22 protein-coding genes are annotated in these 21,696 nt (G+C 60.1%); 8 read left to right on the top strand and 14 right to left on the bottom strand.

The features are described from left to right. Positions 1 to 123: 123 nt before the first annotated feature. A complete protein-coding gene (locus CAF63_RS27625) occupies positions 124 to 2,514 on the top strand; it encodes a DUF3772 domain-containing protein (RefSeq protein WP_085690534.1) in 2,391 nt (796 codons plus the stop codon). Positions 2,515 to 2,542: 28 nt separating this feature from the next. Here CAF63_RS27625 and CAF63_RS27620 read toward each other — a convergent pair whose 3' ends face one another. From CAF63_RS27620 to CAF63_RS27600, 5 genes are all read right to left on the bottom strand, one after another. Then, the gene (locus CAF63_RS27620; protein WP_085690533.1) at positions 2,543 to 2,707 is read right to left on the bottom strand and encodes a DUF2986 domain-containing protein; all 165 of its coding nucleotides are present in this window, start codon (positions 2,705 to 2,707) and stop codon (positions 2,543 to 2,545) included. 114 nt (positions 2,708 to 2,821) lie between these two features. After that, entirely contained in the window at positions 2,822 to 3,286 is a 465-nt protein-coding gene (locus CAF63_RS27615; RefSeq protein WP_085690532.1) for a nuclear transport factor 2 family protein, read from the bottom strand. A 66-nt stretch (positions 3,287 to 3,352) separates the two neighbouring features. Beyond that, on the bottom strand, positions 3,353 to 4,330 hold the full coding sequence (locus CAF63_RS27610) for a trans-acting enoyl reductase family protein (RefSeq protein ID WP_085690531.1): 978 nt from the start codon (positions 4,328 to 4,330) through the stop codon (positions 3,353 to 3,355). After that, positions 4,327 to 4,728 (bottom strand): VOC family protein, encoded by a 402-nt coding sequence (locus CAF63_RS27605; protein ID WP_085690530.1) that lies wholly within the window; start codon positions 4,726 to 4,728, stop codon positions 4,327 to 4,329. The genes CAF63_RS27610 and CAF63_RS27605 overlap by 4 nt, the downstream gene beginning before the upstream one ends. Positions 4,729 to 4,743: 15 nt before the next feature. Then, positions 4,744 to 5,487, bottom strand: a complete 744-nt coding sequence (locus tag CAF63_RS27600; protein WP_085690529.1) for an SDR family NAD(P)-dependent oxidoreductase — start codon at positions 5,485 to 5,487, stop codon at positions 4,744 to 4,746. A gap of 138 nt (positions 5,488 to 5,625) precedes the next feature. Here CAF63_RS27600 and CAF63_RS27595 point away from each other — a divergent pair, with 138 nt between their 5' ends. Then, entirely contained in the window at positions 5,626 to 6,522 is an 897-nt protein-coding gene (locus CAF63_RS27595; RefSeq protein WP_178081333.1) for an AraC family transcriptional regulator, read from the top strand. Positions 6,523 to 6,530: 8 nt separating this feature from the next. On the opposite strand, the gene CAF63_RS27590 is transcribed toward CAF63_RS27595, so the two are convergent. Next, positions 6,531 to 7,226 carry a tRNA (adenine(22)-N(1))-methyltransferase TrmK gene (locus tag CAF63_RS27590; RefSeq protein ID WP_085690528.1) on the bottom strand — a complete coding sequence of 232 codons (696 nt, stop codon included), beginning with the start codon at positions 7,224 to 7,226 and terminating at the stop codon, positions 6,531 to 6,533. Here CAF63_RS27590 and CAF63_RS27585 point away from each other — a divergent pair. After that, entirely contained in the window at positions 7,211 to 8,785 is a 1,575-nt protein-coding gene (locus CAF63_RS27585) for a PBS lyase (protein ID WP_256574554.1), read from the top strand. The genes CAF63_RS27590 and CAF63_RS27585 overlap by 16 nt on opposite strands. 13 nt (positions 8,786 to 8,798) lie before the next feature. Here the strand turns inward: CAF63_RS27585 and CAF63_RS27580 are convergent, their stop codons facing one another. Both CAF63_RS27580 and CAF63_RS27575 read right to left on the bottom strand, forming a co-directional pair. Then, positions 8,799 to 9,395 carry a LysE family translocator gene (locus CAF63_RS27580; RefSeq protein ID WP_085690526.1) on the bottom strand — a complete coding sequence of 199 codons (597 nt, stop codon included), beginning with the start codon at positions 9,393 to 9,395 and terminating at the stop codon, positions 8,799 to 8,801. A 51-nt stretch (positions 9,396 to 9,446) separates the two neighbouring features. Continuing rightward, positions 9,447 to 10,283, bottom strand: coding sequence for an AraC family transcriptional regulator (locus CAF63_RS27575; RefSeq protein WP_085690525.1), 837 nt, complete (start codon positions 10,281 to 10,283; stop codon positions 9,447 to 9,449). Positions 10,284 to 10,450: 167 nt separating this feature from the next. Here CAF63_RS27575 and CAF63_RS27570 point away from each other — a divergent pair, with 167 nt between their 5' ends. After that, on the top strand, positions 10,451 to 10,645 hold the full coding sequence (locus CAF63_RS27570; protein WP_039773123.1) for a PLDc N-terminal domain-containing protein: 195 nt from the start codon (positions 10,451 to 10,453) through the stop codon (positions 10,643 to 10,645). 211 nt (positions 10,646 to 10,856) lie between these two features. Next, positions 10,857 to 11,921 (top strand): alpha/beta fold hydrolase, encoded by a 1,065-nt coding sequence (locus tag CAF63_RS27565; protein ID WP_085690524.1) that lies wholly within the window; start codon positions 10,857 to 10,859, stop codon positions 11,919 to 11,921. A 21-nt stretch (positions 11,922 to 11,942) separates the two neighbouring features. Here the strand turns inward: CAF63_RS27565 and CAF63_RS27560 are convergent, their stop codons facing one another. Beyond that, positions 11,943 to 12,968 (bottom strand): GlxA family transcriptional regulator, encoded by a 1,026-nt coding sequence (locus CAF63_RS27560; protein ID WP_085690577.1) that lies wholly within the window; start codon positions 12,966 to 12,968, stop codon positions 11,943 to 11,945. A gap of 408 nt (positions 12,969 to 13,376) precedes the next feature. Here CAF63_RS27560 and CAF63_RS27555 point away from each other — a divergent pair, with 408 nt between their 5' ends. Then, the gene (locus CAF63_RS27555) at positions 13,377 to 14,687 is read left to right on the top strand and encodes an MFS transporter (protein WP_085690523.1); all 1,311 of its coding nucleotides are present in this window, start codon (positions 13,377 to 13,379) and stop codon (positions 14,685 to 14,687) included. Positions 14,688 to 14,760: 73 nt separating this feature from the next. On the opposite strand, the gene CAF63_RS27550 is transcribed toward CAF63_RS27555, so the two are convergent. From CAF63_RS27550 to CAF63_RS27535, 4 genes are all read right to left on the bottom strand, one after another. Continuing rightward, complete coding sequence (locus CAF63_RS27550) at positions 14,761 to 16,749, bottom strand: U32 family peptidase (protein ID WP_085690522.1); 1,989 nt, start codon at positions 16,747 to 16,749, stop codon at positions 14,761 to 14,763. Positions 16,750 to 17,024: 275 nt separating this feature from the next. Next, positions 17,025 to 17,405 (bottom strand): RidA family protein, encoded by a 381-nt coding sequence (locus tag CAF63_RS27545; protein WP_007955413.1) that lies wholly within the window; start codon positions 17,403 to 17,405, stop codon positions 17,025 to 17,027. Positions 17,406 to 17,506: 101 nt separating this feature from the next. Continuing rightward, a complete protein-coding gene (locus CAF63_RS27540; RefSeq protein ID WP_085690521.1) occupies positions 17,507 to 18,238 on the bottom strand; it encodes a DUF72 domain-containing protein in 732 nt (243 codons plus the stop codon). Next, positions 18,235 to 18,666 (bottom strand): DNA methylase, encoded by a 432-nt coding sequence (locus tag CAF63_RS27535; RefSeq protein WP_085690520.1) that lies wholly within the window; start codon positions 18,664 to 18,666, stop codon positions 18,235 to 18,237. Before CAF63_RS27535 ends, CAF63_RS27540 begins: the two co-directional genes overlap by 4 nt. A gap of 457 nt (positions 18,667 to 19,123) precedes the next feature. On the opposite strand from CAF63_RS27535, the gene CAF63_RS27530 reads away from it, so the two are divergent. Then, the gene (locus CAF63_RS27530) at positions 19,124 to 19,507 is read left to right on the top strand and encodes a DUF6124 family protein (RefSeq protein WP_085690519.1); all 384 of its coding nucleotides are present in this window, start codon (positions 19,124 to 19,126) and stop codon (positions 19,505 to 19,507) included. Between the two features lie 679 nt (positions 19,508 to 20,186). Next, positions 20,187 to 20,882, top strand: coding sequence for a transposase (locus tag CAF63_RS27525; RefSeq protein ID WP_085690518.1), 696 nt, complete (start codon positions 20,187 to 20,189; stop codon positions 20,880 to 20,882). Between the two features lie 266 nt (positions 20,883 to 21,148). Here CAF63_RS27525 and CAF63_RS28705 read toward each other — a convergent pair whose 3' ends face one another. Beyond that, positions 21,149 to 21,457: a hypothetical protein gene (locus tag CAF63_RS28705; protein ID WP_143492496.1), complete on the bottom strand. Its 309-nt coding sequence runs from the start codon at positions 21,455 to 21,457 to the stop codon at positions 21,149 to 21,151. Between the last annotated feature and the right edge of the window lie 239 nt (positions 21,458 to 21,696).

Below are 21,696 nucleotides of genomic sequence, written 5' to 3'. Positions count from 1 at the left end.
TGGGCTGCCCGGCGATCTCACCGGACACGCATTAAGCCAGGATTAGCAGCAGAAAATGATGCAGCAGGCGCCCGATCACCTAACCTCAATGTTTGTGTGATCAACCGGAACCGGCCAGCCCCCATGCGCAATGCATTGAAGTCATTGATGTTAATCGCCTTGATCCTGTTCGGCTCGGGCTTGGTGGCGGCGTCGGCCGCCGATTTGTCCGGCACCCCGGACGTCAGTACCAGTGCCCCGCTCCCCGGCGTCACGCAAAGCGATCTGCAAGCCCTTCAACTGCGCCTCGACGGCCTCAAGCAGCAGATATCGTCCGCCAACAACTACAACCAGCTCGAAGGCCCGCAGGATCGGGTGCAGACGTTCATTCTGGACATCGATCGGCTGTCGGCCTCGCTGCTGCCTCAGCAGGCGCAACTGACCGTACAGTTGGGTGTGCTCGGCGCCGCTCCGGCCGAAGCGGTCGCCGCCGAACAAGCCGATATCGCGGCGCAACGGGCGGCGTTGATCGAGCAGAAAACCAAAGTCGATACTGCGCTGAAGAATCTGGCGACACTCAAACAGAGCGCCACAGACCTGATCACACAGATCGCCGGTATCCGCCGCACGTTGCTCGAAAGCGAACTGACGCTCAGCACCCACAGCATTCTGAATCCCGGCTTTTGGGCTCCCCTTGTCAATCCGTCGGCAGATGATCGCCAGCGTCTGAGGCTTTTCGTCGATCAGGTGCAACAGACCGGCGCGCAAGCCTGGCAACCGAGTCAGCGCCTTTACACCGCCCTGCTGGTGGTACTGGCCTTTGTCGTCTGGACGCTGGGTCGGCGGCTGGCCGACCGCTGGCTGGCGTGGGTATGCATTCACCGCATGCCGGAGGGCCGGCTGCGCCGCAGTTCGCTGGCGTTCGCCTCGGCCCTGGCGACACTCGCGACCACCGCCATCGCCCTGCAATTGCTGTATTACGCCTGCACTCGTCACGTGCCGTTGCCGCCGATGCTGGCGACATTTTCCGATGAGTTCGGGAAAGTGGTTTATGCCTGCGTGCTGATCACAGGGCTCAGCCGCGCGTTGCTCTCGACCGAGCATCCGTCCTGGCGACTGCCGGCGGTGGCTGACCCGGTGGCGCTCGCGCTACATCCCTACGCGCGGATTCTCGCCGCGACGCTGCTGGTGCTGGTGACGGCAGTGCAAGTCAGCAATGCCGCCGGCATGAGCAGTCAGATCGTGCTCGCAGGCAGAGGCATCATTGCGCTGGCGGTGCTGGGCATCGTCACCACGCTGCTGCTGCGCGTCGGCAGGGTGCGCAAAACACTGGCCGCAGCCGGTGACACCCAAGTGGCGGGCAACACCTTCGCCGGCGTGGTTTACACCATCGCCACCCTGGCGATGGTGCTGTCGTTCGGCGCCCTGCTGACCGGGTATGTGTCGCTGGCGCGGTTCATCACCTACGAACTGGTGTGGGCGTTCATCGTGTTTTCCGGGTTTTACCTGCTGATGCAACTGCTCAAGGACAGCTGCGAGTACTTCTTCTCGCCCCGCCACTCCAGCGGCAAGGCGCTGAAACAACTGTTGGGCGTCGGCGACCAGCGACTCGAACAAGCCTCGACCCTGCTGGCCGGTTTCGGTCGGGCCGCGCTGTTGCTGCTGGCGGTCATCACGCTGTTTGTCGGCGGGATCGGCACCACACTCGGCCAACTGGCCAACAACATCGGCACGATCCTCGGCGGCGCCGGTCTGCGCAAGCTGAACATCGTCCCCGGCCACTTGCTCAACGCCGTGCTGGCGCTGCTGATCGGCATCTACCTGATCCGCGCCCTGCGCCGCTGGCTCGACAACGAGTTTCTGCCCAAGACCGACATGGACCCGGGCATGTGCGCTTCGCTCAGCACGCTGTTTTCGAACATCGGTTATGCGGTGGTGATCCTGCTGACCCTGTCATCGCTGGGCGTGCAATGGACCAACCTGGCGTGGATCGTCAGCGCCCTGTCGGTGGGCATCGGCTTCGGCTTGCAGGAGATCGTGAAGAACTTCGTCTCCGGGCTGATCCTGCTCACCGAACGCCCGGTCAAGGTCGGCGACCTGATCAGCATCAGCGGCGTAGAGGGCGACATCCGCCGGATCAACGTGCGCGCCACCGAAATCCAGCTCAGCGACCGCTCGATCGTGATCGTGCCCAACTCGCAACTGATCTCGCAGAACCTGCGTAACGTCACGCTGGGTGGCAGCGCCCAGGGCGTGGCGACACTGGAGCTGATGTTCCCGCTGGATATCGATCCCGAACAGGTCAAGAGCCTGCTGCTCGACACCTACAACGAACACGAAACCATCCTCGAAAAACCGGCACCGTTCGTGCGCTTCAGCAAGCTGACGCCGGACGGGATTACGTTGACGGTGACCGGGTATGTGGCGAGCCCGAGGATTGTCGGGACGACCAAGAGTGATTTGCTGTTCGAGATTCTCAAGCGGCTGGGGGCGGCGGGGATCGAGCTGGCCAAGCCTGCACAGCCGGCTGGCTGAGGGGAAGCGCTGCGCTGTTCCTGCCTGATCAGGACTCAGTTGTGTCCACTGTCTCGGGAGCGGCCTCGGCCGCCAGTTTCAGACGATCCGCCTTGCTGATGTACTTCGGCTTGTTGCTCTTGGGTGCCAGTTTGGCGTTGGCCTTTCTGGATTTTTCCTTGAAGAGTTGCTGCAGTTTCTTCTGGCGGTTCATGGTCATCTACCCGGCTGTAAAGGCTTGAATGATAACAGCTGAATCAGCCGGCGCAGAGACAGGCGAAACCTTACGCTCAATCAAGCCTTCACGCTAACCGGCTCGCAAATCCGGTTAAACGCCGGAGAGCACCCCGGGGTCGCCCGTGCGCCACACATTGTCAACCGTGACGCTTTGAATCAGCCAGGCGTCGCCTGCCCGCACCAGTTTTACGTCGTAACGGTTTTTCATCAGGTAGTGCCGTGAGTGATCACTTTGCGGCACGTGCTGGGCTTCCACGAGTGCATCAACCTGCGCCCGATCGCCAACGACGCTGACTCGCGGATTACTGACAGAGTGCGTTGTGTCGATGCCGGCAAGTGAACCTGAAAGCGCCGCCACGATGGTCTGGCGCCCCTGTAGAACAGGGTATTCGAACCCGGCCTTTGCAGCGGCAGGCCGGAAGTCGGAAATCGCATCTTCGGTAAACGCCGAAGCCAGCAATACTTCGTCGCGCAGATCGATTCCGGCGGCAAACCGGTACAGCGTTTCAACCACCGCAAGTTTGTCTGCGGTGTCCTGCAACTGTGTGGATGACATATTTGAAGCCTTAGGTGAAGTGAGCTTGAGGATTTCGCCAGGCGCGGGCCGAAGCGGACTCGCGTTTCAGAAATCAGTAACGGTTGTGCCTGCAATGCTTTCGGCGAACCCGATGCCGAACACCCGGGCCGGCGTTTCAAAACCCGGTCGTCGCTCCCCGCTCAACACTCGACGCGCGGCTTCGACAGCCGCGAGCGGTGTGTAGGTGTAGCCGTTGACGGTTTCGATCACCGAGCGTGCGACGCTGCCGTTGGCGCCGCTGACTTCAGCCACCGCTCGGGCGCGATGTACCTCGCGCTGTTCGACGCTCGGGCCGTCGGGCAGTTGCGACAGATCGCCGTCCGGGAACGCGTCACCGCTGATATGCACGAACATGGCGATATCGGGAATGCCGGTGGACTGCCAGCCGGTCACCAGGTCACCGAATGACAGCGGTGCGCAGAGCACCGGCCCGTTGCCAAAATCGAAGTGACGGGGCTGTGCGTCAGGCGTTGCGACCAGTTGTCCATCGACCCGCATCAACAGGCCTGCACCAATGATTTCGCCGACACTCAGGGCCGATCCGCGCGACATCGAACCCGCGACCTGCAAGGCGATTTTCAATGAACGCGGCTGCGGCACCCGCCGAGCGACATGCATCGCCAGACAATCGGTCGGCACCACATCCCAGCCAACGCCGGGCAGCAACATCACGTTCGCACTGGCGGCTTGAGCACCCAGCTGCTCGGCGCGCCGATAGACATTGATCTCCGCAGTGATGTCCAGATAGTCGACACCGGCCTGGATGCACGCCTGCATCAAGGCGTCTGCCGTCTGGGCGAACGGGCCCGCGAAATTCAGCAGTACCGCGATGCCCTCCAGGGCTTGTGCGGCCTGTTCATCGGGTTTGAACACCCGAAAAGGCACATCCAGTTGTGCTGCAAGCGACTCGAGCTTTTCGGCCGTGCGCCCAGCGATGACCAGATCCAGACCCTGTGCCTTGGCATGTTCGGCCGCCATGCGCCCGGTGTACCCGGTCGCGCCGTAGATCATCAGTGTGCTCATTGGCCGTGCTGCCATTTTTTGAAGACGAATTCGAGGCTGTAACCGTCCGGATCGAGGACGTTGGCAGCGTAGTAATCGGGGTCGTAATGCAGACGTGCGCCCGGAGCGCCGTTATCGACAGCGCCACTGTTGATTGCCGCCGCGTAAGCTGCGTTCACTTCGGCCTTGCTGTTGGCGACAAACCCGACATGCACCGCCCGCCCCTCTACCACGCCTGCGCGCAACCAGAAAAACATCCGGCCATGGGCACCGAAACCTTTCAGATCCGGATGGCCGGGCGGGCCGTCCTTGCCGTCGTAATCAAGCCTTGCGGTAATGCCCAGCGGGGTCAGTGCTGCGGTGTAGAAATCAATGGAGCGTTCGATGTCGCTGACTGACAAAAAGATGTAATCAAGCATGGAGCCACCTCGCATTCAAATGAAATAGCCGCCCGCGACTTCGATGGATTGGGCGTTGATCCAGCCGCCCTCCTCGGACAGCAACATGGCGATGACGCGCGCAACATCCTGCGGTTCGCCAACCCGGCCCAGAGCCGTTTGCGAGGCGAGCAATGCCTCGAATTCGTCGTTCAAACCACCGCCCAGCTCGGTTCGGATCGCTCCCGGCGAAACAGCGTTGGCCCGTATGCGCCGGTCCGCGAACTCCTTGGCCATGTAGCGGGTCAACACCTCGAGCCCGCCCTTGAACGCTGCATACGGCGCAACCCCGGCGGTAGCGACCCGGGTGGTGGCGCTGGTCAGGTTGACGATGCTGGCGCCCTCGCCCATCAGCGGCAACAAGGTTTGCGTGAGGAAAAACGGGCCTTTGAGATGAACGTTCAACAAACCGTCGAACTGTGCCTCGGTGACGGCTGCCAGCGGATTGAACAAGCCATGGCCCGCGTTGTTGACCAGTCCAGCCAGCGTAGCCACGCCCCAGAGGCTGTCGAGGTTATGTCTTACGGCATCACGGAAACGGTCGAATTGACTGACATCCGCAACGTCCAGCTCAAGCGCCACGGCTGTGCCGCCCGACGACTGAATCCGCTGCACGACAGCGGCGGCTGCATCGGCATTGCTCTTGTAGGTCAGGATGACGCCCATCCCGAGGCGGGCACAGTGTTCGGCGGTACTGGCGCCAATGCCACGGCTGCCACCGGTAATCACGATAACGCTCATGCGTTGCTCCAATGTCTCTGTGGTGAGTGACCACAGTAGCCATCGGCTTCGAGGCGAGCGCAGCCGATCCTCTTCGAAACCTGCCTGTTTCTGCTTTTTGCTTGCGCGGGAGTGATCGCGTAGGTTCAGATGCGTGGCATGAATAACCAACTGAAAAAACTTCGCGCCCTGGCGCAACACGCCGAAAACCGCCGCACGGAGACGGGTATCCCGCGCGTCGCCATGGTTCAGGGTGAAATCCCCGAGCACATGCTGGCAGCCGTTTACGAACCGATGATCAACCTGATTCTGCAGGGCAGCAAATCCATGACCATCGCCGACCGCACGCTTCACTACGACCCGGCGACCTACTTCGTCATGTCCATCGATCTGCCGGCGGTGGGACAGGTTCACCCCTCAGCGAGCGGCGAGCCTTACCTGGCGGTCAGCCTGACGCTGGATCCGGTGGTGCTGACGACCCTGCTGGCCGACTTGCCCAAACCGCTCGGGCAACATGAACAGGACAGCGGGTTTTCGGTCGCTGCTGTCACGCCTGAGTTGATGGATGCCTGGGTGCGCATGTTGCACCTGATGGGGAGGCCGGAGGAGATCGCGGCCCTCGCGCCGGTCTACGAACGGGAAATTCTGTATCGCGTCCTGCAAGGCCCCCACGGCTGGATGCTGCGCGACATCGCGGCCCCCGACAGCGCCATGGCCCGCGTCAACCTGGCCATTCAGCACATTCGTCAGGACTTTGCCGAACCGATTCGCGTGGACGCATTGGCGCAGCTTGCGTCGATGAGCGTGTCAGCCTTTCATCGACATTTCAAAGCCGTCACGGCGCTGAGCCCGTTGCAGTATCAGAAGCGTGTTCGCCTGCTTCAGGCCCGGACGCTGATGGTGGCCAATGCCAGCAGCGTCACCCGCGCAGCGTTCGAAGTCGGTTATGAAAGCGCTACGCAGTTCAGCCGCGATTATACACGGGTGTTCGGCCTGCCACCTTCGCGGGATGCGGTGCGGATTCTCGGGGAAACCCGAAGCAGCACGCAGCACTGATCAACCTTTTACGCCAGTACGTCAGTAATCCAGCGTACCTGCTGCTTCAGATCCTGCACCTTGCGCTCGCACACCCCATGCCGTGCCCGCCCGAAATGAGCCAGCGTCTGCTGCTTGTGCAGCAGCCGGTGCTGCCATTTGCTGACAAACGCCGGACTGCGCGCCTGCAACTGCAGCGGCCCGAAGTACAGTTCCTCGGCGGTATAGGAAACCGGCCCGCCCCGCTCGGCCACGATGATTTCGTAGTAGAAGCGGTTCTCCCGCAGGACTTCCTCAACGAGGATGCGGTAGTCGTTGTCCATCAGCCATTGGCGCAGCGGTTGCTCGCCGCCGTTGGGTTGCAGGATCAAACGTTCGCGGCCGCTCAAGCGCGCCTTGCCGGCATCGAGGATGTCGCGGATGGTCTCGCCGCCCATGCCACACATCGTAATCGCCGTGATCCCGTCTTCCGGTTCGACGGCCATCAAACCATTGGCCAGGCGCACGGTGATCTGCTGCTCAAGATCGTTTTCGCGCACGGTACGTTGCGCCGAACGGAACGGCGTCTCGGCCATCTCTCCCGCCACCGCCGCCGTGATCGCGCCACGGCGCATCAGGGCCACCGGCAGGTAACCGTGATCCGAGCCGATATCGGCCAGCCGCGCACCGACGGGCACATGCGCCGCCACTTGCTCCAGGCGCATGGACAATGTCTGTTCGTTCAACCGCAACCCCTTTCACTCTGAACGTCCGGCACTGGTGGCCGGATCGGGGCGCGATTCTGGGGGGCAATGGCGGGGATTTCAAATGCGTGTGGTCGCAATCGCACTACGCCACACCAATCGCTCATCAGCCAATTGCTCCTGCGACCGCAAAAATCAGTAAAGTGGCGACCCTGCACCCGGACGACTACAGAAAGGAACAACGCGTGACATCTCCAAGGGACTGGCTGGACCGGCTGAGGAACAAACCCGTGACCGAGCCCACATGGGTGGAGCACCGGCGCATCGAAGCGCTGGAACTGCTCGCAAATGCCAATGGCAGTGGTACCTGGATAGAACTCAGCACCCACTACAACGGGTTCGTCCGGGAAGTTGCCGTGAGAGAACTCAGTCGCGATTGCTCCCCGCAGGCGCTTGTAGCCCTGATAGAACGGCTCAACGATTGGGTGCCACAGATTCGCGATCTGGCGCTGTCCGGTCTGAACAGCTATCTGAGTCCCGCCCAAGCGCCCGCGTTGTTGTATGCGCTGGAGTCGATTATGGCGCTGGCGGCGCGGCAACGGGTTGACCATGCCCCCACCTACACCGCCGCACGCACTGTTCTTCAATCACCGGAAATCCGCGATGAAGTCTTCGCAAACTTTCTCACGCGGCAAGGCAGAGCCGCGCGCTATCTGTTCACGTTGCTGCTGGAAACGGATTTCGACCCGGAAAGACTTCTGCGCAGCGCTCTGGCTCATCGAGAGCTGACCGTAAGGCTGGCTGCGGTGTCGGTCTGCCAGGATCTACCGCCAGCGCAGGCTTCGCCGTTGCTGCTTGAGGCCCTGGCGCGGCCGGGAGCCAAGGTTCGTGTCAGCATACTGCGCGCGCTCCTTCCTTTATCTGACGATCCACAACAGCTGCTGCGATTGGCTTTGCTCGATCCTTCGCCGGCGATTCGCAGCCTGGCGCGTTGGGCAGCACCACGTCACGGGATCGACGCATCCGAGGTGCTGGCGCAGCGACTCAGCCAGGATTTCCCCGCCCACAAACGCGAATGGCTTGGCGTACTGGGCCTGGCTGCCGAGCTTGAAATCGGGCTCCAGAAGCACTGGCTGACTGAAGCGCTGGCCTCCATCTACCCCTCCGTGCGGCAGGCTGCGATTCGCGTGCTGGGCGACGAAGATCTGCCGCAAATGCTCGGGGCGCTGAGTGATCCATCGGAAAAAGTGTACCTCGCCGCCTACGCGCTATCAGACAAGCAGCCCTGGGCCGCGCTGAATACCGGGGTCGCCGCGAAACTGGATTGCGAATGGCATGACCTGCCCCCGCAACGCAGCCGGGCGATCTTGGGCTTGATGGCGAACTGGCAGCAGATCGCCTATCTGTTGAAACGGCTGGAGGCAGAACCCATGGTTGAAACATTCTGGCTGCGGCAGGTGGATCTCTGGTGCGATCGCCAGTATCAGGTTTTCGACCCGGTCACCTCAAATGACCAGCGCAGCGCGTTGGTGCAACAGCTCAGAGCGCTGGCCGCCAGCGGTCTTATTCAGAGTGACAGGGTTGCGCTCTTTACCGACTGATGTGTGAGCCGAGCTAAACCAGCACCGTCAACCAAGCCGACAGCAACAACAAAAACGCCAGCCCGGCGTTCATGCGCGTGAATGCCTGTGGCGAGCCAAAGAACCGTGCGCTGCCCACGCCCAGTAGCGCCCACGCCGTCATGCACGGCAGACTGACCAGCAGAAACGCCAGCGACAACAGCACCATCCGGGCGGTGTCCTCGCTGCCACCGGCAAACACGCTCACGACCGCCACGGCCATCATCCACACCTTGGGATTGATCAACTGCAGGCCGGCGGCGCCGAATACGCTGAAGCCGTCATCAGCCGCTGTCGCCGAGTCCAGCGACGGCGGCGTGCTGCGAAAGATTTGCCAGGCCAGCCAGCTCAACCAGAGCACGCCGGCCCAGGCCATGGCCTGCTGCACACGGGGATAGCGCAGCAAGGTTTCCCCCACCCCAAGCCCGACCACCAACACCACCAGCGCCGCCGACACACATGCGCCGAAGATGATTGGCAGCGTGGCCGTCATGCCGCGCCGTGAGCTGTGGCTCATCACCAGAATATTGGTCGGCCCCGGGGTGATCGAGGCGACGAAGGAAAACAGCAGAAAGGGTAACAACGATTCCATGACAGGACTCCCGGATCAAGACAGGAGGCCATGGTCGCGGTTACGCGGGGTTCAGTCTGGAAGGTTTGAGCAGCGCTTGCGGTAGTCCGCCGGCGTCAGGTGATAGGCACGGCGAAACCAGCGCCCGAGATGGCTTTGATCGGCGAAACCGAGGGTGCTGGCGACGGTGGCGGGTGTTTCGCCGCGCGCCAGCAACTGTCGGGCGCGGGCCAGGCGCAACTGAATCAGGTAGGCGTGCGGCGCCAAACCGAAAGCCGCCTTGAAAGCCCGGGTCAGTCGAAAGCGATCAACCCCGCAGGCCTGGGCCACATCGTCCAGCCCGATGTCATCGAAGGCGTGCGCATGCAGATAGTCCCGCGCCACATGGGCCACCCATGGCAGGCGCGGATCGAACGGCTGGCGCTTGCGCCAGTCGAGGTGGGACGTCAGCGAGCCAAGCAAGGTGTCGATGGCGGTCTGGCGCACGATGCGCAGGTCGCCTTGATGCAGGGCGTTGAAGGCCTGATTGATGGCCGTGGACAGGCGCGAATCCTGACTAAGGGTATCGGTGAACCCGAGTTGGCTATTGTCCGGCGCATGCTCGAACAGCACGCGCAATTCGCGCTCCAGCCAGTGCGGGTCGAGGTAGAGCATGGAATAGGTGAAGCCCTCCTCCGTCGGGGCGTGCCCGTCGTGGATCTCCCCCGGTTCCAGCATGAAAATCTTGCCCGGCGTACTCAGATGGCGCACGCGCCGGCAATGAAACTGCTGCACGCCCTGCTCGGTGACGCCCACCAGAAAGCTGTCATGCCAGTGTGGATCGTAGGCATGGCCCTGGAAATGGGCACGAATCGACTCGATCCCGGTGTCGGCATCCTGAGACAAGTCGATCCAGTTGCGTTTGTCCACGCAAGGCTCCGAAGGCAGTGGTTGTTCGTCAAGGACGTCTACGTTACCGCGACTTTGCCGATGGGTTTAGAACATTTGTGCACGTGAGCCAGGCAGGCCATTCAGCAAATTTAATGAACCCTGAGTGTCACGGCCCGCCTAAGCCAAAGACCATCAGGAGGTAGCTCATGCAAATTGAAACCACGTGGATCGTGCTGGCCGTCGTGCTTTTGCTCATCGAATTGTGGGCGATCAACAGGGTGCGCAAGAGTGAAGGAAAAGCCAGCAACAAAGGCGTCTGGATCGTATTGATCGTTTTTGTGCCACTGTTCGGGCTGATCGCCTGGGCGCTGGCCGGGCCAAAGCAGGTTACTCAGGCCTGAAAACCCAAGGCAAGCAGGAGCCCCGAACATTCGGGGCTTTTTGTTGGCCGCTGGTTTGTATCCCAGTGTGTACGAATGCCGCCCGGATACATGCCTGGGCATCAGATGACGAAAACGGAAACAGCGCAGATACGTGGACAGCCTTTAATGGACTCCAGATTCGAAGGGTTCAGCCAGAACCCGGCCCTCGCCGATCATAAGGAGACTTGCCATGAAGCACGCACCACACGCCACCGTCACTACCGGGAAAAACCGTCGCCGCCTGCTGGGCCTGTCGATTCTCGCCACCGCGCTGCTGCAGTTCGGTGCGTTCGCCAATGCCCAAACCGCGGCCCCCGAGCCAATCAAGACCGAAGCCGCCAGCGTCAAAGCCGACTTGCCCTTCGGCCCGCTCAAGCATGTGAAAGCCGGCCTGCTGGACGTGGCCTACGCCGAAACCGGCCCGGCCAATGGTCCGGTGGTGATTCTGCTGCACGGCTGGCCGTACGACATTCACAGCTACGACGGCGTCGCGCCGCTGCTGGCAGCCAAGGGTTATCGGGTGCTGATGCCGTACGCTCGGGGTTATGGCGACACGCAGTTCCTCTCCGACAAAACCGTGCGCAACGGCCAACCGGCGGCACTGGCCAGTGACGTGATCGATTTCATGGATGCGCTGAAGATCAAGCAAGCCGTGCTTGGCGGCTACGACTGGGGCGCACGTTCGGCGGACATCGTTTCGGCGCTGTGGCCGGAGCGGGTCAAGGCACTGGTCTCGGTCAGCGGTTACCTGATCGGCAATCAGGCCGCCGGCAAGAATCCGCTGCCGCCCAAGGCCGAGCTGCAATGGTGGTATCAATTCTACTTCGCCACTGACCGGGGTGAGGCAGGCTACGCCAAAAACACCCATGACTTCGCCAAGCTGATCTGGCAACTGGCATCGCCAAAATGGACGTTTGACGACGCCACCTTCGACCGCAGTGCCAAGGCGTTGCAGAACCCGGATCACGTCGCGATCACCGTGTTCAACTACCGCTGGCGTCTGGGCCTGGTGCAGGGTGAAAGCCAGTACGAGGCACTGGAACAGAAACTCGCCACCGCGCCGTCGATCAGCGTGCCGACCATCACTCTGGAAGGCGATGCCAACGGCGCGCCACACCCGGCACCCGAGGACTACGCCAAACGCTTCACCGGTAAATACCAGTTCCGTCTGATCAATGGCGGCATCGGTCACAACCTGCCGCAGGAAGACCCGAAAGCCTTCGCTCAGGCGATCATCGACGCCGATCATCTCTGAAGCGGGACGCGAGATGGCTCGTCATTTGACGAGCCGTTTTTCCTTGGACGGTCGATAACCGAAATAGGCGCTGTAGCACTTGCTGAAATGACTCGGCGACACAAACCCGCACGCCACCAGCACATCCACCTGGGACAGTTCGGTGTGTTGCAGCAGACGGCGGGCCTCGGTGATGCGCAGTTCCATGTAATAACGCTGCGGCGTGGTGCCCAGTTGTTCCTTGAACAGCCGCTCCAACTGACGCCGGGAGCGACCGGCATACACCGCCAGCTGTTCCAGCTCCAATGGCTCTTCAAGGTTGGCGTCCATCAGCTTCACCACTTCACGCAGCGGCGCGCTGACGCAGATGTTCTCGGTCGGTTTGATCCGCCGGTAACGCGATTCCTCGAACGCCAGAATGTCTTCGATGCCTTCGACCAGCGCCTTGTCGTGCAGGCCTTTGATCCAGTCCAGCGCCATGTGGAATGCACCGGACGGACTGGACGCGGTCAGCCGGTCGCGGTCGATCACATAAGGTTCGCTGCTGACCTGGGTTGCCTTGGAAATCTCCGCCAGCGCCGGCCGATGCTCCGGGTGAATCGCACAGCGATAGCCTTCCAGCACCCCTGCCCGGCCCAGGAACCACGCGCCGTTCCACAACCCGGCCAGTATTACACCGGCCTCGGCGGCCATTTTCAGCAGGCCGATGAACTCGTCACTCGCCTTCAATTCCGTGCGGTAACCGCCGCAGATCACCAGCAGATCCAGCTCCTGCAACACATTCGTTTCCAGACGCGAGTCCGGGCGGATTACCAGCCCCAGATCGCTGATCACTTCGCCGTCGCTCAGGCCGAAGGTGCGCGTGGAAAACAGACCGGGGCGCAGCAGATTGGCGGTGACGAGGGTGTCCAGCGCCTGGGTAAAGGCTGGCAGGGAAAAATGCTCCAGCAGCACGAACCCGGTGCGGGTCATGCGTCCCGGCCCGCTGGCGGGCTCGTTCAGGTAGCGAAGGTTCTTGCCCTTCATGCCACCGCTGAATTGGCGTCGTTCGATCAAGGTGTGGTCCATCGGTTTCATTGTTGTAGCGCCATGCTAACTGGCGCCGCAGCAAATTACTCGCGAACGGTGAGTACCGCAGGGGAGATCGTTCCCACGCAGTTGACCTTGATCGTTCCCACGCTCTGCGTGGGAACGATCAGTCACCCAATCCCCGCCGGCCTGCGTCCCAACGTCGCAGGGCCAGCATCTTGGCAAACGCCAGACAAAGCTTAAAATCGCGCCTCCTCTTGCAGCCGCCAAAACGGCGCCTGCCCGCAGCCATGACAACCCTCAGGTTTGAACAGCCGGCCACTTTCACCCAGTGCGCCAGGCTCAATCGCCCTGCCCGTTCGGCGGTCGTTTGTCTTCAACACACTTCGGCTTGGCACCCGCATGCGCAGAGGCGCACGTTCCGCTGTTCGATCACTTGAGGTTTTTATGACACCGCGTTTGCTGGCCATGGCGCTGGCGCCCTTGCTCGGGCTATTCATTGTTGCTTTGGGCAACGGCTTTCTGTCTTCTTTGACCACCCTGCGCCTGGGCGCTGCCGGCGAATCGGCGACGATGATCGGCATCGTGTCCTCGGCCTATTTCGCCGGCCTGACGCTTGGCGCGATCTTCAATGACCGGCTGATCCTGCGCATCGGCCATATCCGTGCCTACAGCAGCTTCGCTTCGCTGATCGCCGCGACCATCCTGCTGCAAGGTCTGTTTTATGACACCTGGGGCTGGGTCGTCCTGCGTCTGATCAACGGCTGGGCCACGGTCGGCGTGTTTCTGGTGATCGAGAGCTGGCTGCTGCTGGCCGGTGACGCGAAGATTCGCGGCCGTCTGCTGGCGCTGTACATGATCGTGCTCTACGGCGCCGGGGTTCTGGGTCAGGCATTTTTGGGGAAAATCACCGGGCTCGGCGACACCGCGCCGTTCATGGTCGCCGGCATGCTGGCGACCTTGTCGGTGCTGCCGATCGTGATTCTGCCGCGGGTTTCGCCGTTGCTGGAACAAGTCGAACCGCTCAAGCCACGGGCGCTACTGGGTGTGTCGCCCACCGGACTGGTCGGCTGCTTCGGTTCCGGCGTGACCATCGCCGCGATCTACACCCTGCTGCCGCTGTACCTGCAACGCATCGGCCTGAACGTCGGCGAAGTCGGCAGCATGATGGCCTGGACGATCCTCGGCGCGATGCTCCTGCAATATCCGGTCGGGCGCTGGTCCGACCGCAAGGATCGCCTGCAAGTGCTGACCGTGCTCTGCGCCGCGTGCACCGTGCTGTCGCTGGTGATCGTGCTGGTGCCGCTGTCCTCGGCCCTGCTCGCGGCGATGCTGTTCCTGCTGGGCGGCGGCGTGTTCGCGTTGTACCCGGTTGCGGTCAGCCACGCCGCCGACCGTGCGCCGGTTGAAACACTGGTGCCGATGATTCAGGGCATGCTGCTGATCAACTCGCTGGGCTCGGCGATGAGCCCGCTGCTGATCTCGCCGGCGATGAACGCCCACGGCGAAACCGGCCTGTTCTGGGCCTTCGCGCTGGTCAACCTGAGCATGGTGACGTTCTTCTTCTGGCGTCGCGGCAAACGTCCGGTGCCGGCAAACCCCGCGCCGTTTGCGGCGGCAGCGACCTTCTCGCCGACCGGCGCCGAGCTGCGGGTGACCGAAGATCTGCGTCAAGCGGCGCAGGAACATCCGCCGATGGTCGATGCGTTGAGCGGCGAAGCGGCGCCGCCAACAGGATCGCGCTACGAAGCCAGTTGAGTTTCTGGCGGACATAAAAAAACCGGTGATTTTTGTCACCGGTTTTTTTATTTATCGCACAGCAGCCTCTGAATCAGTGCGGAGCCCGAGGAATGGTCTTCATCAGGTCTTCAGGGCTGATATGCCCCACCACACTGCCCGGCTGCGGCAGATTCAGGATGTGGCCCTTCATCTTGCCGATCACGTGCATTTCGCACGGTTTGCAGTCGAACTTAAGGGTCAGCACTTCATCGCCGTGAATCAGCTGCATCGGCGCGACTTTGGTTTTCACGCCGGTCACGCCTTTGGCCTGTTTCGGGCACAGGTTGAAGGAGAATCGCAGGCAGTGCTTGGTGATCATCACCGGCACTTCGCCCGCCTCTTCGTGGGCCTCGTACGCCGCATCGATCAGCTTCACGCCGTGACGGTGGTAGAAGTCGCGGGCCTTCTGGTTGTAGACGTTGGCCAGGAACGACAGGTGCGCTTCCGGGTACACCGGCGGTGGCGTGGTCTCGGCCTTTCGCGAACCGCGCGGGTGGGCGGCAACGCGCGCGGCGGTCAAAGCTTCGATCACTTCACGGCGCAACGACTTGAGCTGCGAGTTAGGGATGAAGAACGCTTGCGGCGCATCCAGCTTGATCGAGGTCGCGTGGTACTCGGTGGTGCCGAGCTGGCCGAGCAGATCGTGCAAGGTCTCCAGCGCCTGTTCCGGCTTGTTGGCGACGCCGAACGGGCCGTCCAGCGCGACGCTGGCGCTGATGCCCTCTTCGCTGGTCACGGTCAGTTCCAGACGCTCTTCACGTAGCTTCGCCAGCCAGCTCACGCCGATACGACGCTCAGCGGAGGTCTTGAGCAAGGCCTGCTGCCAGTTGTGGTCGAGGTTGCGGTTCAGCGGGTGGTTCGGCCGCAGCTTGTACAGGCCGTCCGGCATTTCGTTCGGCTCGACGCGGTAGCGATAGCGCTTCTCGCCTTCTTCCTCGAACTCGCCCTTGGCTTCGGCGATGTTGGCGCGGAAACCCACCACTTCGCGCTTGACCAGCACGTTGAGGCCGTCGCCGTTGGACAGCGGCTCGTGAGTGATGACCTGCATATCACGCTTGCCGACTTTCTCGACCGTACCCACCGCCAGACCGGTGAAAGTCGGCGAATCGAACGCGCCGATGTCGATCTTGCGCTCGCTGACGAAGTAGTCGGTGCTGCCACGGTGGAAGGTCTTTTCCGGGTCCGGCATGAAGAAATGCGCGGTGCGGCCGCTGGAGGCGCGGGCCAGGTCCGGACGGTCGTTGAGCACGTCGTCGAGGCGCTGGCGGTAATAGGCGGTGATGTTCTTCACATAGCCCATGTCCTTGTAGCGACCTTCGATCTTGAACGAACGCACACCGGCCTCGACCAGTGCGCGGATGTTGGCGCTCTGGTTGTTGTCCTTCATCGACAGCAGGTGTTTTTCGTAGGCGATCACGCCACCCTTTTCGTCTTTCAGGGTGTACGGCAGACGGCAGGCCTGGGAGCAGTCGCCACGGTTGGCACTGCGCCCGGTCTGCGCGTGGGAAATATTGCACTGACCGGAAAACGCCACGCACAACGCGCCGTGGATGAAGAACTCGATGGCGGCATCGGTTTCATCGGCGATCGCGCGGATTTCCTTGAGATTCAGTTCACGGGCCAGTACCAGTTGCGAGAAACCGGCCTGATCGAGGAACTTGGCCCGCTCAAGAGTGCGAATGTCGGTCTGGGTGCTGGCATGCAGCTCGATGGGTGGAATGTCCAGCTCCATCACGCCCAGATCCTGAACGATCAGCGCATCGACGCCGGCGTCGTACAACTGATGGATCAGCTTGCGCGCCGGCTCCAGTTCGTTGTCGTGCAGGATGGTGTTGATGGTGGTGAAGATGCGCGCGTGATAGCGACGGGCAAATTCCACCAGTTCGGCGATTTCGCTCACCTCGTTGCACGCGTTGTGGCGCGCACCGAAGCTCGGGCCGCCGATGTACACCGCGTCGGCGCCATGCAGGATGGCCTCGCGGGCGATGGCCACGTCACGGGCGGGGCTGAGCAGTTCCAGGTGATGTTTGGGCAAGGACATATGTTTTTTTAGTCAGGCTGTCACGGTCGAGGCGCGCATTGTAGCCGCGAAACGCGTGGCCGGCACGCCTGTGCTGCCGGGTGGCAGCTGCCGACAATGCCCTTAGCACCGCATTCCCTGTGGGAGCTGGCTTGCCCCAGATCCCGCAGACACCCAAAAACCTGTGGGAGCGAGCTTGCTCGCGATAGCAGACTGTCAGTAGATAAAGATGCTGACTGATCCACCGCTATCGCGAGCAAGCTCGCTCCCACAGGGGGAAGTGTCGCTGGGCTGAATCAGGCCTTCGCGGCCATCGCGGTCACTTCCACCTTCATCCCCTCAACCGCCAGCGCCGCCACGCCCACCGCCGCACGCACCGGCCAAGGCTTGGCGAAGTAGCGCTTGTAAACCTCGTTGAACGCAGCGCGATCAGCCATGTCGGTCAGGTAAATGGTCAGGTGCAGCACGCGGTCCATCGAACTGCCGGCCTTTTCCAGCGCGACTTTCAGCGCCTGCAACGTGCATTCGCTTTGCGCGGTGACGTCGCCCAGTTCCAGGCTGCCGTCGGCACGGGTCGGAATCTGGGTCGACATCAGGATGCCGTTGAATTCGGTCACGTCCGAAGAGATCGAGTCTGCATCCGGATCCGGGGTGTAGGTGATGTCTTGGTTGGCCATGGGAAAATCCTTCGCTGGCAGTGAGGACGGCGCCATCGCGCGCCGTTTCGGGCGGCCAGTTTACAGACACGCTCGCCGGTTGGAAGTCCCGACGCGGTGTGTCAGCCCTGCGCCAGTATCCGCCGCAATTCCAGCGCATTGCCGAGTGCCGCGCCACTGGCGGTGTTGTCGAAAATGCACCAAGTGTCGATGCCGTCGACTGCCGCTACCTGCAAATCGCCGGCGAGCCTTTCCAGATACGCCGAGTCATAGGGGCTGTAATAAATGCGCGGCGAGCCATGCAGCCGCCAGTAACGCACGCTGGGCCAGCCGCGCGGAGCCGCATCGGCGCTGATTCGCGAGGGATCGACCACCGCTTGCGCGATGCGATAAGCCATTAACATCAGTTCGGCGGCGGCCCAGGATTCGTGGCGCGGTTCAAGCACCACAGCCCCGGAATAACGCTGGCGCAACTCGACGAAAAAGGCCTCTGCAAGCGCTTCGTCGAACGCCAGCGACGGCGGCAACTGCAGCAGCAGGCAACCCAGGCGATCACCCAGTCCCGAACACTGCTCGAAAAAGGCATCGAGCTCAGGTTCACAGTCTCGCAGACGTCGCTCATGGCTGATCGACTTCGGCATTTTCACGCAGAAGCGAAATCCGTCCGGAACCGACTCCGCCCAACGGGCATAGGTTTGCAGTTTGTGCGGACGGTAGAAGGAGCTGTTGATTTCCACGCCATTGAGCATCGCGGCATAACGTTGCAGATGAGTGCCCTGCTCCGGAAAGGCCGGCCAGTGCTGCCGGGGCAGGCTCCAACCCGCGCAACCAATGAAGATCGACGACGCACTCAAAACAGCACCTTGTCCGCTTCGCGCATAAAGATTTCCACGGTTTTCGGGCCGATGCCGTCGAAGGCTTGCAAACGCTTTTCGAATTCCTGGCGGTCGGCGCTCGCCTCTACCATGTTCATTACGCGTCCGGCGTACTCTTCATTCAGTTTGGCAGCCAGCGCGAGCAGGCGCTCGGCGGTGGTTTCGTCGTAACGCACGTAATGCGCCTCGCCGAGCATCCGCACCAGTTCGCGGTGAGTGCAATTGCCGAGTTTGCGCGGCGTATTACGCTGGTGTCGTTCAACGATCACTCGATAGGCTTCGGCGGCAATTTCGGCCTGGATCCGTTTGCCCATCAGGAAACTGGCGAGCAGCCATTTGAACAGGGCTGACTCGTTCAGCGGATGCAGGTCGATGTGCAAGTCTTGGGCGTTGATGGTTTTGGTCATGCATCTTTTGAGCGAGCGTCGGCGTGATGAGTGCGGGGCTGGCGACGAATGGTTTTGGGGCAAAAAGCGTCAGGTTTCTCCTCGTCGTGTGATGATCGATAAACAGGTTTGGGTCGCGCCGTTTAAAGACATGTCGGAATGCTTCCGGATGCCTACAAATCCTTGCGCCAGAGCCTACCGCTACGCCAGAATCCGCCGGCTTGTGCGCCTTGGGGTCGGCCGGTAACTTGGATCGGGTCACTGATTCGCAGTGATCGGGTTTAGCAGCCCGTCGAGTCAAGCCGTACAAGCCTCTATCAAATCAGTTATCTCTGAGCTTGATGGTGGCTGTGCGCAGGGCACCTTCGGGTGCGCCGATTGCTTGGCTCATCGGTCTGCTAACCTGCGCGCAGCTGCCACCCTAATTCGTTTAGCAGCGAGATGGTTGCAGCCTCACTCCTTAGAGAGGTTAGAGCCAATGTTCAAAATAACTCCGAATCCCCCGGTCACCGAACCGGCCAGCATCACCGACCCAGCATCCCCCTACGAATGCCCTGATTCGAAGCGGTTCCACGAAGCTGCCAACCGCGCCCTCGACTACCACCTCGGCCCGACATCCGCCCACATGATGGCCACGCCCTACTACCCCAACCGCCTCTACCAGGCCAACCCCGCCAGCAACACCGAATCCCTGCTCGCCGACGCCGTCGAAACCCTGGGCTCGGCCAACGTCATGCTCAACAACTTCGTCGACCTCCTCGAAGGCCCGCACCGCAAGACCGCGCAAGGCATCGCGCAGATCGTGATGCTGGCGGAACTGGCGGCGAATCAGGTTCTGGATAACGTGGTGCCGACTGAATAAATCACACTGGCAAAGTTCACCTTCGCTATCACTCAACATCAAAAGGGGGCGATTAAATAAATCTGCCCCTTTTGCTGCCCCTTTTGCTTTGTTTTTTTAAAAAAAATTACTGTCCCTGTATTTGCCTAGCAAACTTTTCACCACCGCTCACTTGGTCAACAAAGATTACGGCCTGCCCCTGCCTCAATGGACCACCCGACTGTACGTCTTCCGAAGAAAATCTATAAGGGTCCGCGCCAGGGACACTTACCTTAATTACCCCCATGTAAGTTCCGTCTGGATTAGCAATCAGGGCACTTACTTTACCTGCCAGTCCACCTGCCATAATATAGCCTCCAAAATTTCATTATCATTCGAAAGAAACAAATTAAAAGGGGACAGATTTATTTTGCCTCCCTTTACCACAATCAAAGGGGACCAATCAAAGGGGACAGATTTATTTTTTGCCCCTCACAAGCAAAGTATCAGCCCAAGCAGCCACAACCACACCTGATAGAACTAACAGTTTTTAATACTAATTCAGAACAACCAAAACTCTGAAAAACCATAAGAGGTCGCAGACACAGACTTATTTAATGGCCTCTCAGCCCACGCGGATACATTCTCTGACACATCCTGCCTGCCTCAGCCTCGCCACCTTCTAAACTTCATACGTCAAAACAAGGACGTAGGAAGACCCATGCCCAGAACGGGACGCATCGTGCTACCGCACTACCCACACCATATCGTGCAGCGTGGCCACAACAGACAGGTCGTTTTCGCCGAGCCAATGGACTTCGAGTGCTATCTCTCTGACCTGCGCGAGCTCAAGGAAGCATTGGGTATAAAAGTTTATGCCTACTGCTTGATGACCAACCATGTCCACTTGCTGCTCGCCCCAGGGGAGTCAACGTCCAGCCTTGGACAGCTCATGAAAGCCCTCGCCGGCCGGATGACGCGGTATCGCAACAAGGTTGAGGGGAGAACCGGGACACTGTGGGAAAGTCGCTACAAATCCAGCGTCGTTCAATCCGACACTTATCTATTGGCTTGCAGTCGCTACATCGAGTTAAACCCGGTGCGAGCCCAGATGGTGGCGCGTGCAGAAGATTATCGTTGGTCAAGTTTCGCTCTGCGTCTGAGCGATTTCTCTGAATCTACATGGCTGGACAAAGATCCCTGCTTTATGGAGCTGGGGCCTACGGATGCCAAACGGCGTGAACGCTATATATCGTTTGTTGAGATGGCGACACCCACCAATGAATTGCAACTCATAAGGGGTGCACTACAGCGAGGCCAACTAACTGGAAACATGAGATTTGTCGACGAAATCGAGGAAATCACCGGAAGACGCATTCATTTAAGAGATCGAGGACGGCCAGAGAAGAGTGCCTAACATCAAAAGGGATCGATTAAATAAATCCGTCCCCTTTTAATACTCTACATTCGACACTATCGCTCGGTTCAACTTCTAGCGCAATGGTCTTACCCAAACTAGCCAGGATTGAAATTTTCATAAAAAAACCATCAAAGGAGTTAAACAACAAGGACAAAATAAGGAGACAGATTGTTTTCCGCGATCAAATAAATCTGTCCCCTTTTAATACTAATAAATCTGCCCCCCTTTTAATACATAGCCCCTTTTAATACATGATAGAAGGCTTATTGATAAGGCCGAGCATTGTCATACTCTAAATGCTGTATGTCTAACTGAATTGGTTTTTTTTCAGGGACTTTTTCCGGCATAGGGTTACAGCTCCCATCAAGCTTAGCCGCATCAGCTCTTGTTAATTGAGGCCCATATCTATTCCTACATTCATTATAGTGAGCTTCAATTGCTTCTTGATCCGTCTGCTGGAAAGGAGCAGCATCGACCTCACGAAAAATACCGAACCCGACTACAGTTATCGAGATGGCGAACCCGAGGTATACTGCCGAAAAGCCAATGCCAATAGGCGCTTTCTTCTTCATAAGATTTATAAACCTCAAACCAGTGAGCAAAATAAAGCAAACAACGGGGGGATTTAATTTCCGCCACTCCACCAGAAAAAATTATCGACATAAAAACCTAAAGTCACACCTGATAGAAATTACAGTTTTTAATACATATTCAGAACAGCCAAAATTCTGAAAAAACATAAGAAGTCCACGAACGGAAACTCATTCAGCTCATTCCGCCCCTGAACCGTCCCCCCCCCCTCTCCATCCAC

The sequence above is a fragment of the Pseudomonas sp. B20(2017) genome, from assembly GCF_002113125.1.
In the GTDB taxonomy this organism is placed as follows: domain Bacteria; phylum Pseudomonadota; class Gammaproteobacteria; order Pseudomonadales; family Pseudomonadaceae; genus Aquipseudomonas.
This window is presented reverse-complemented; position numbering and strand designations above follow the sequence as displayed.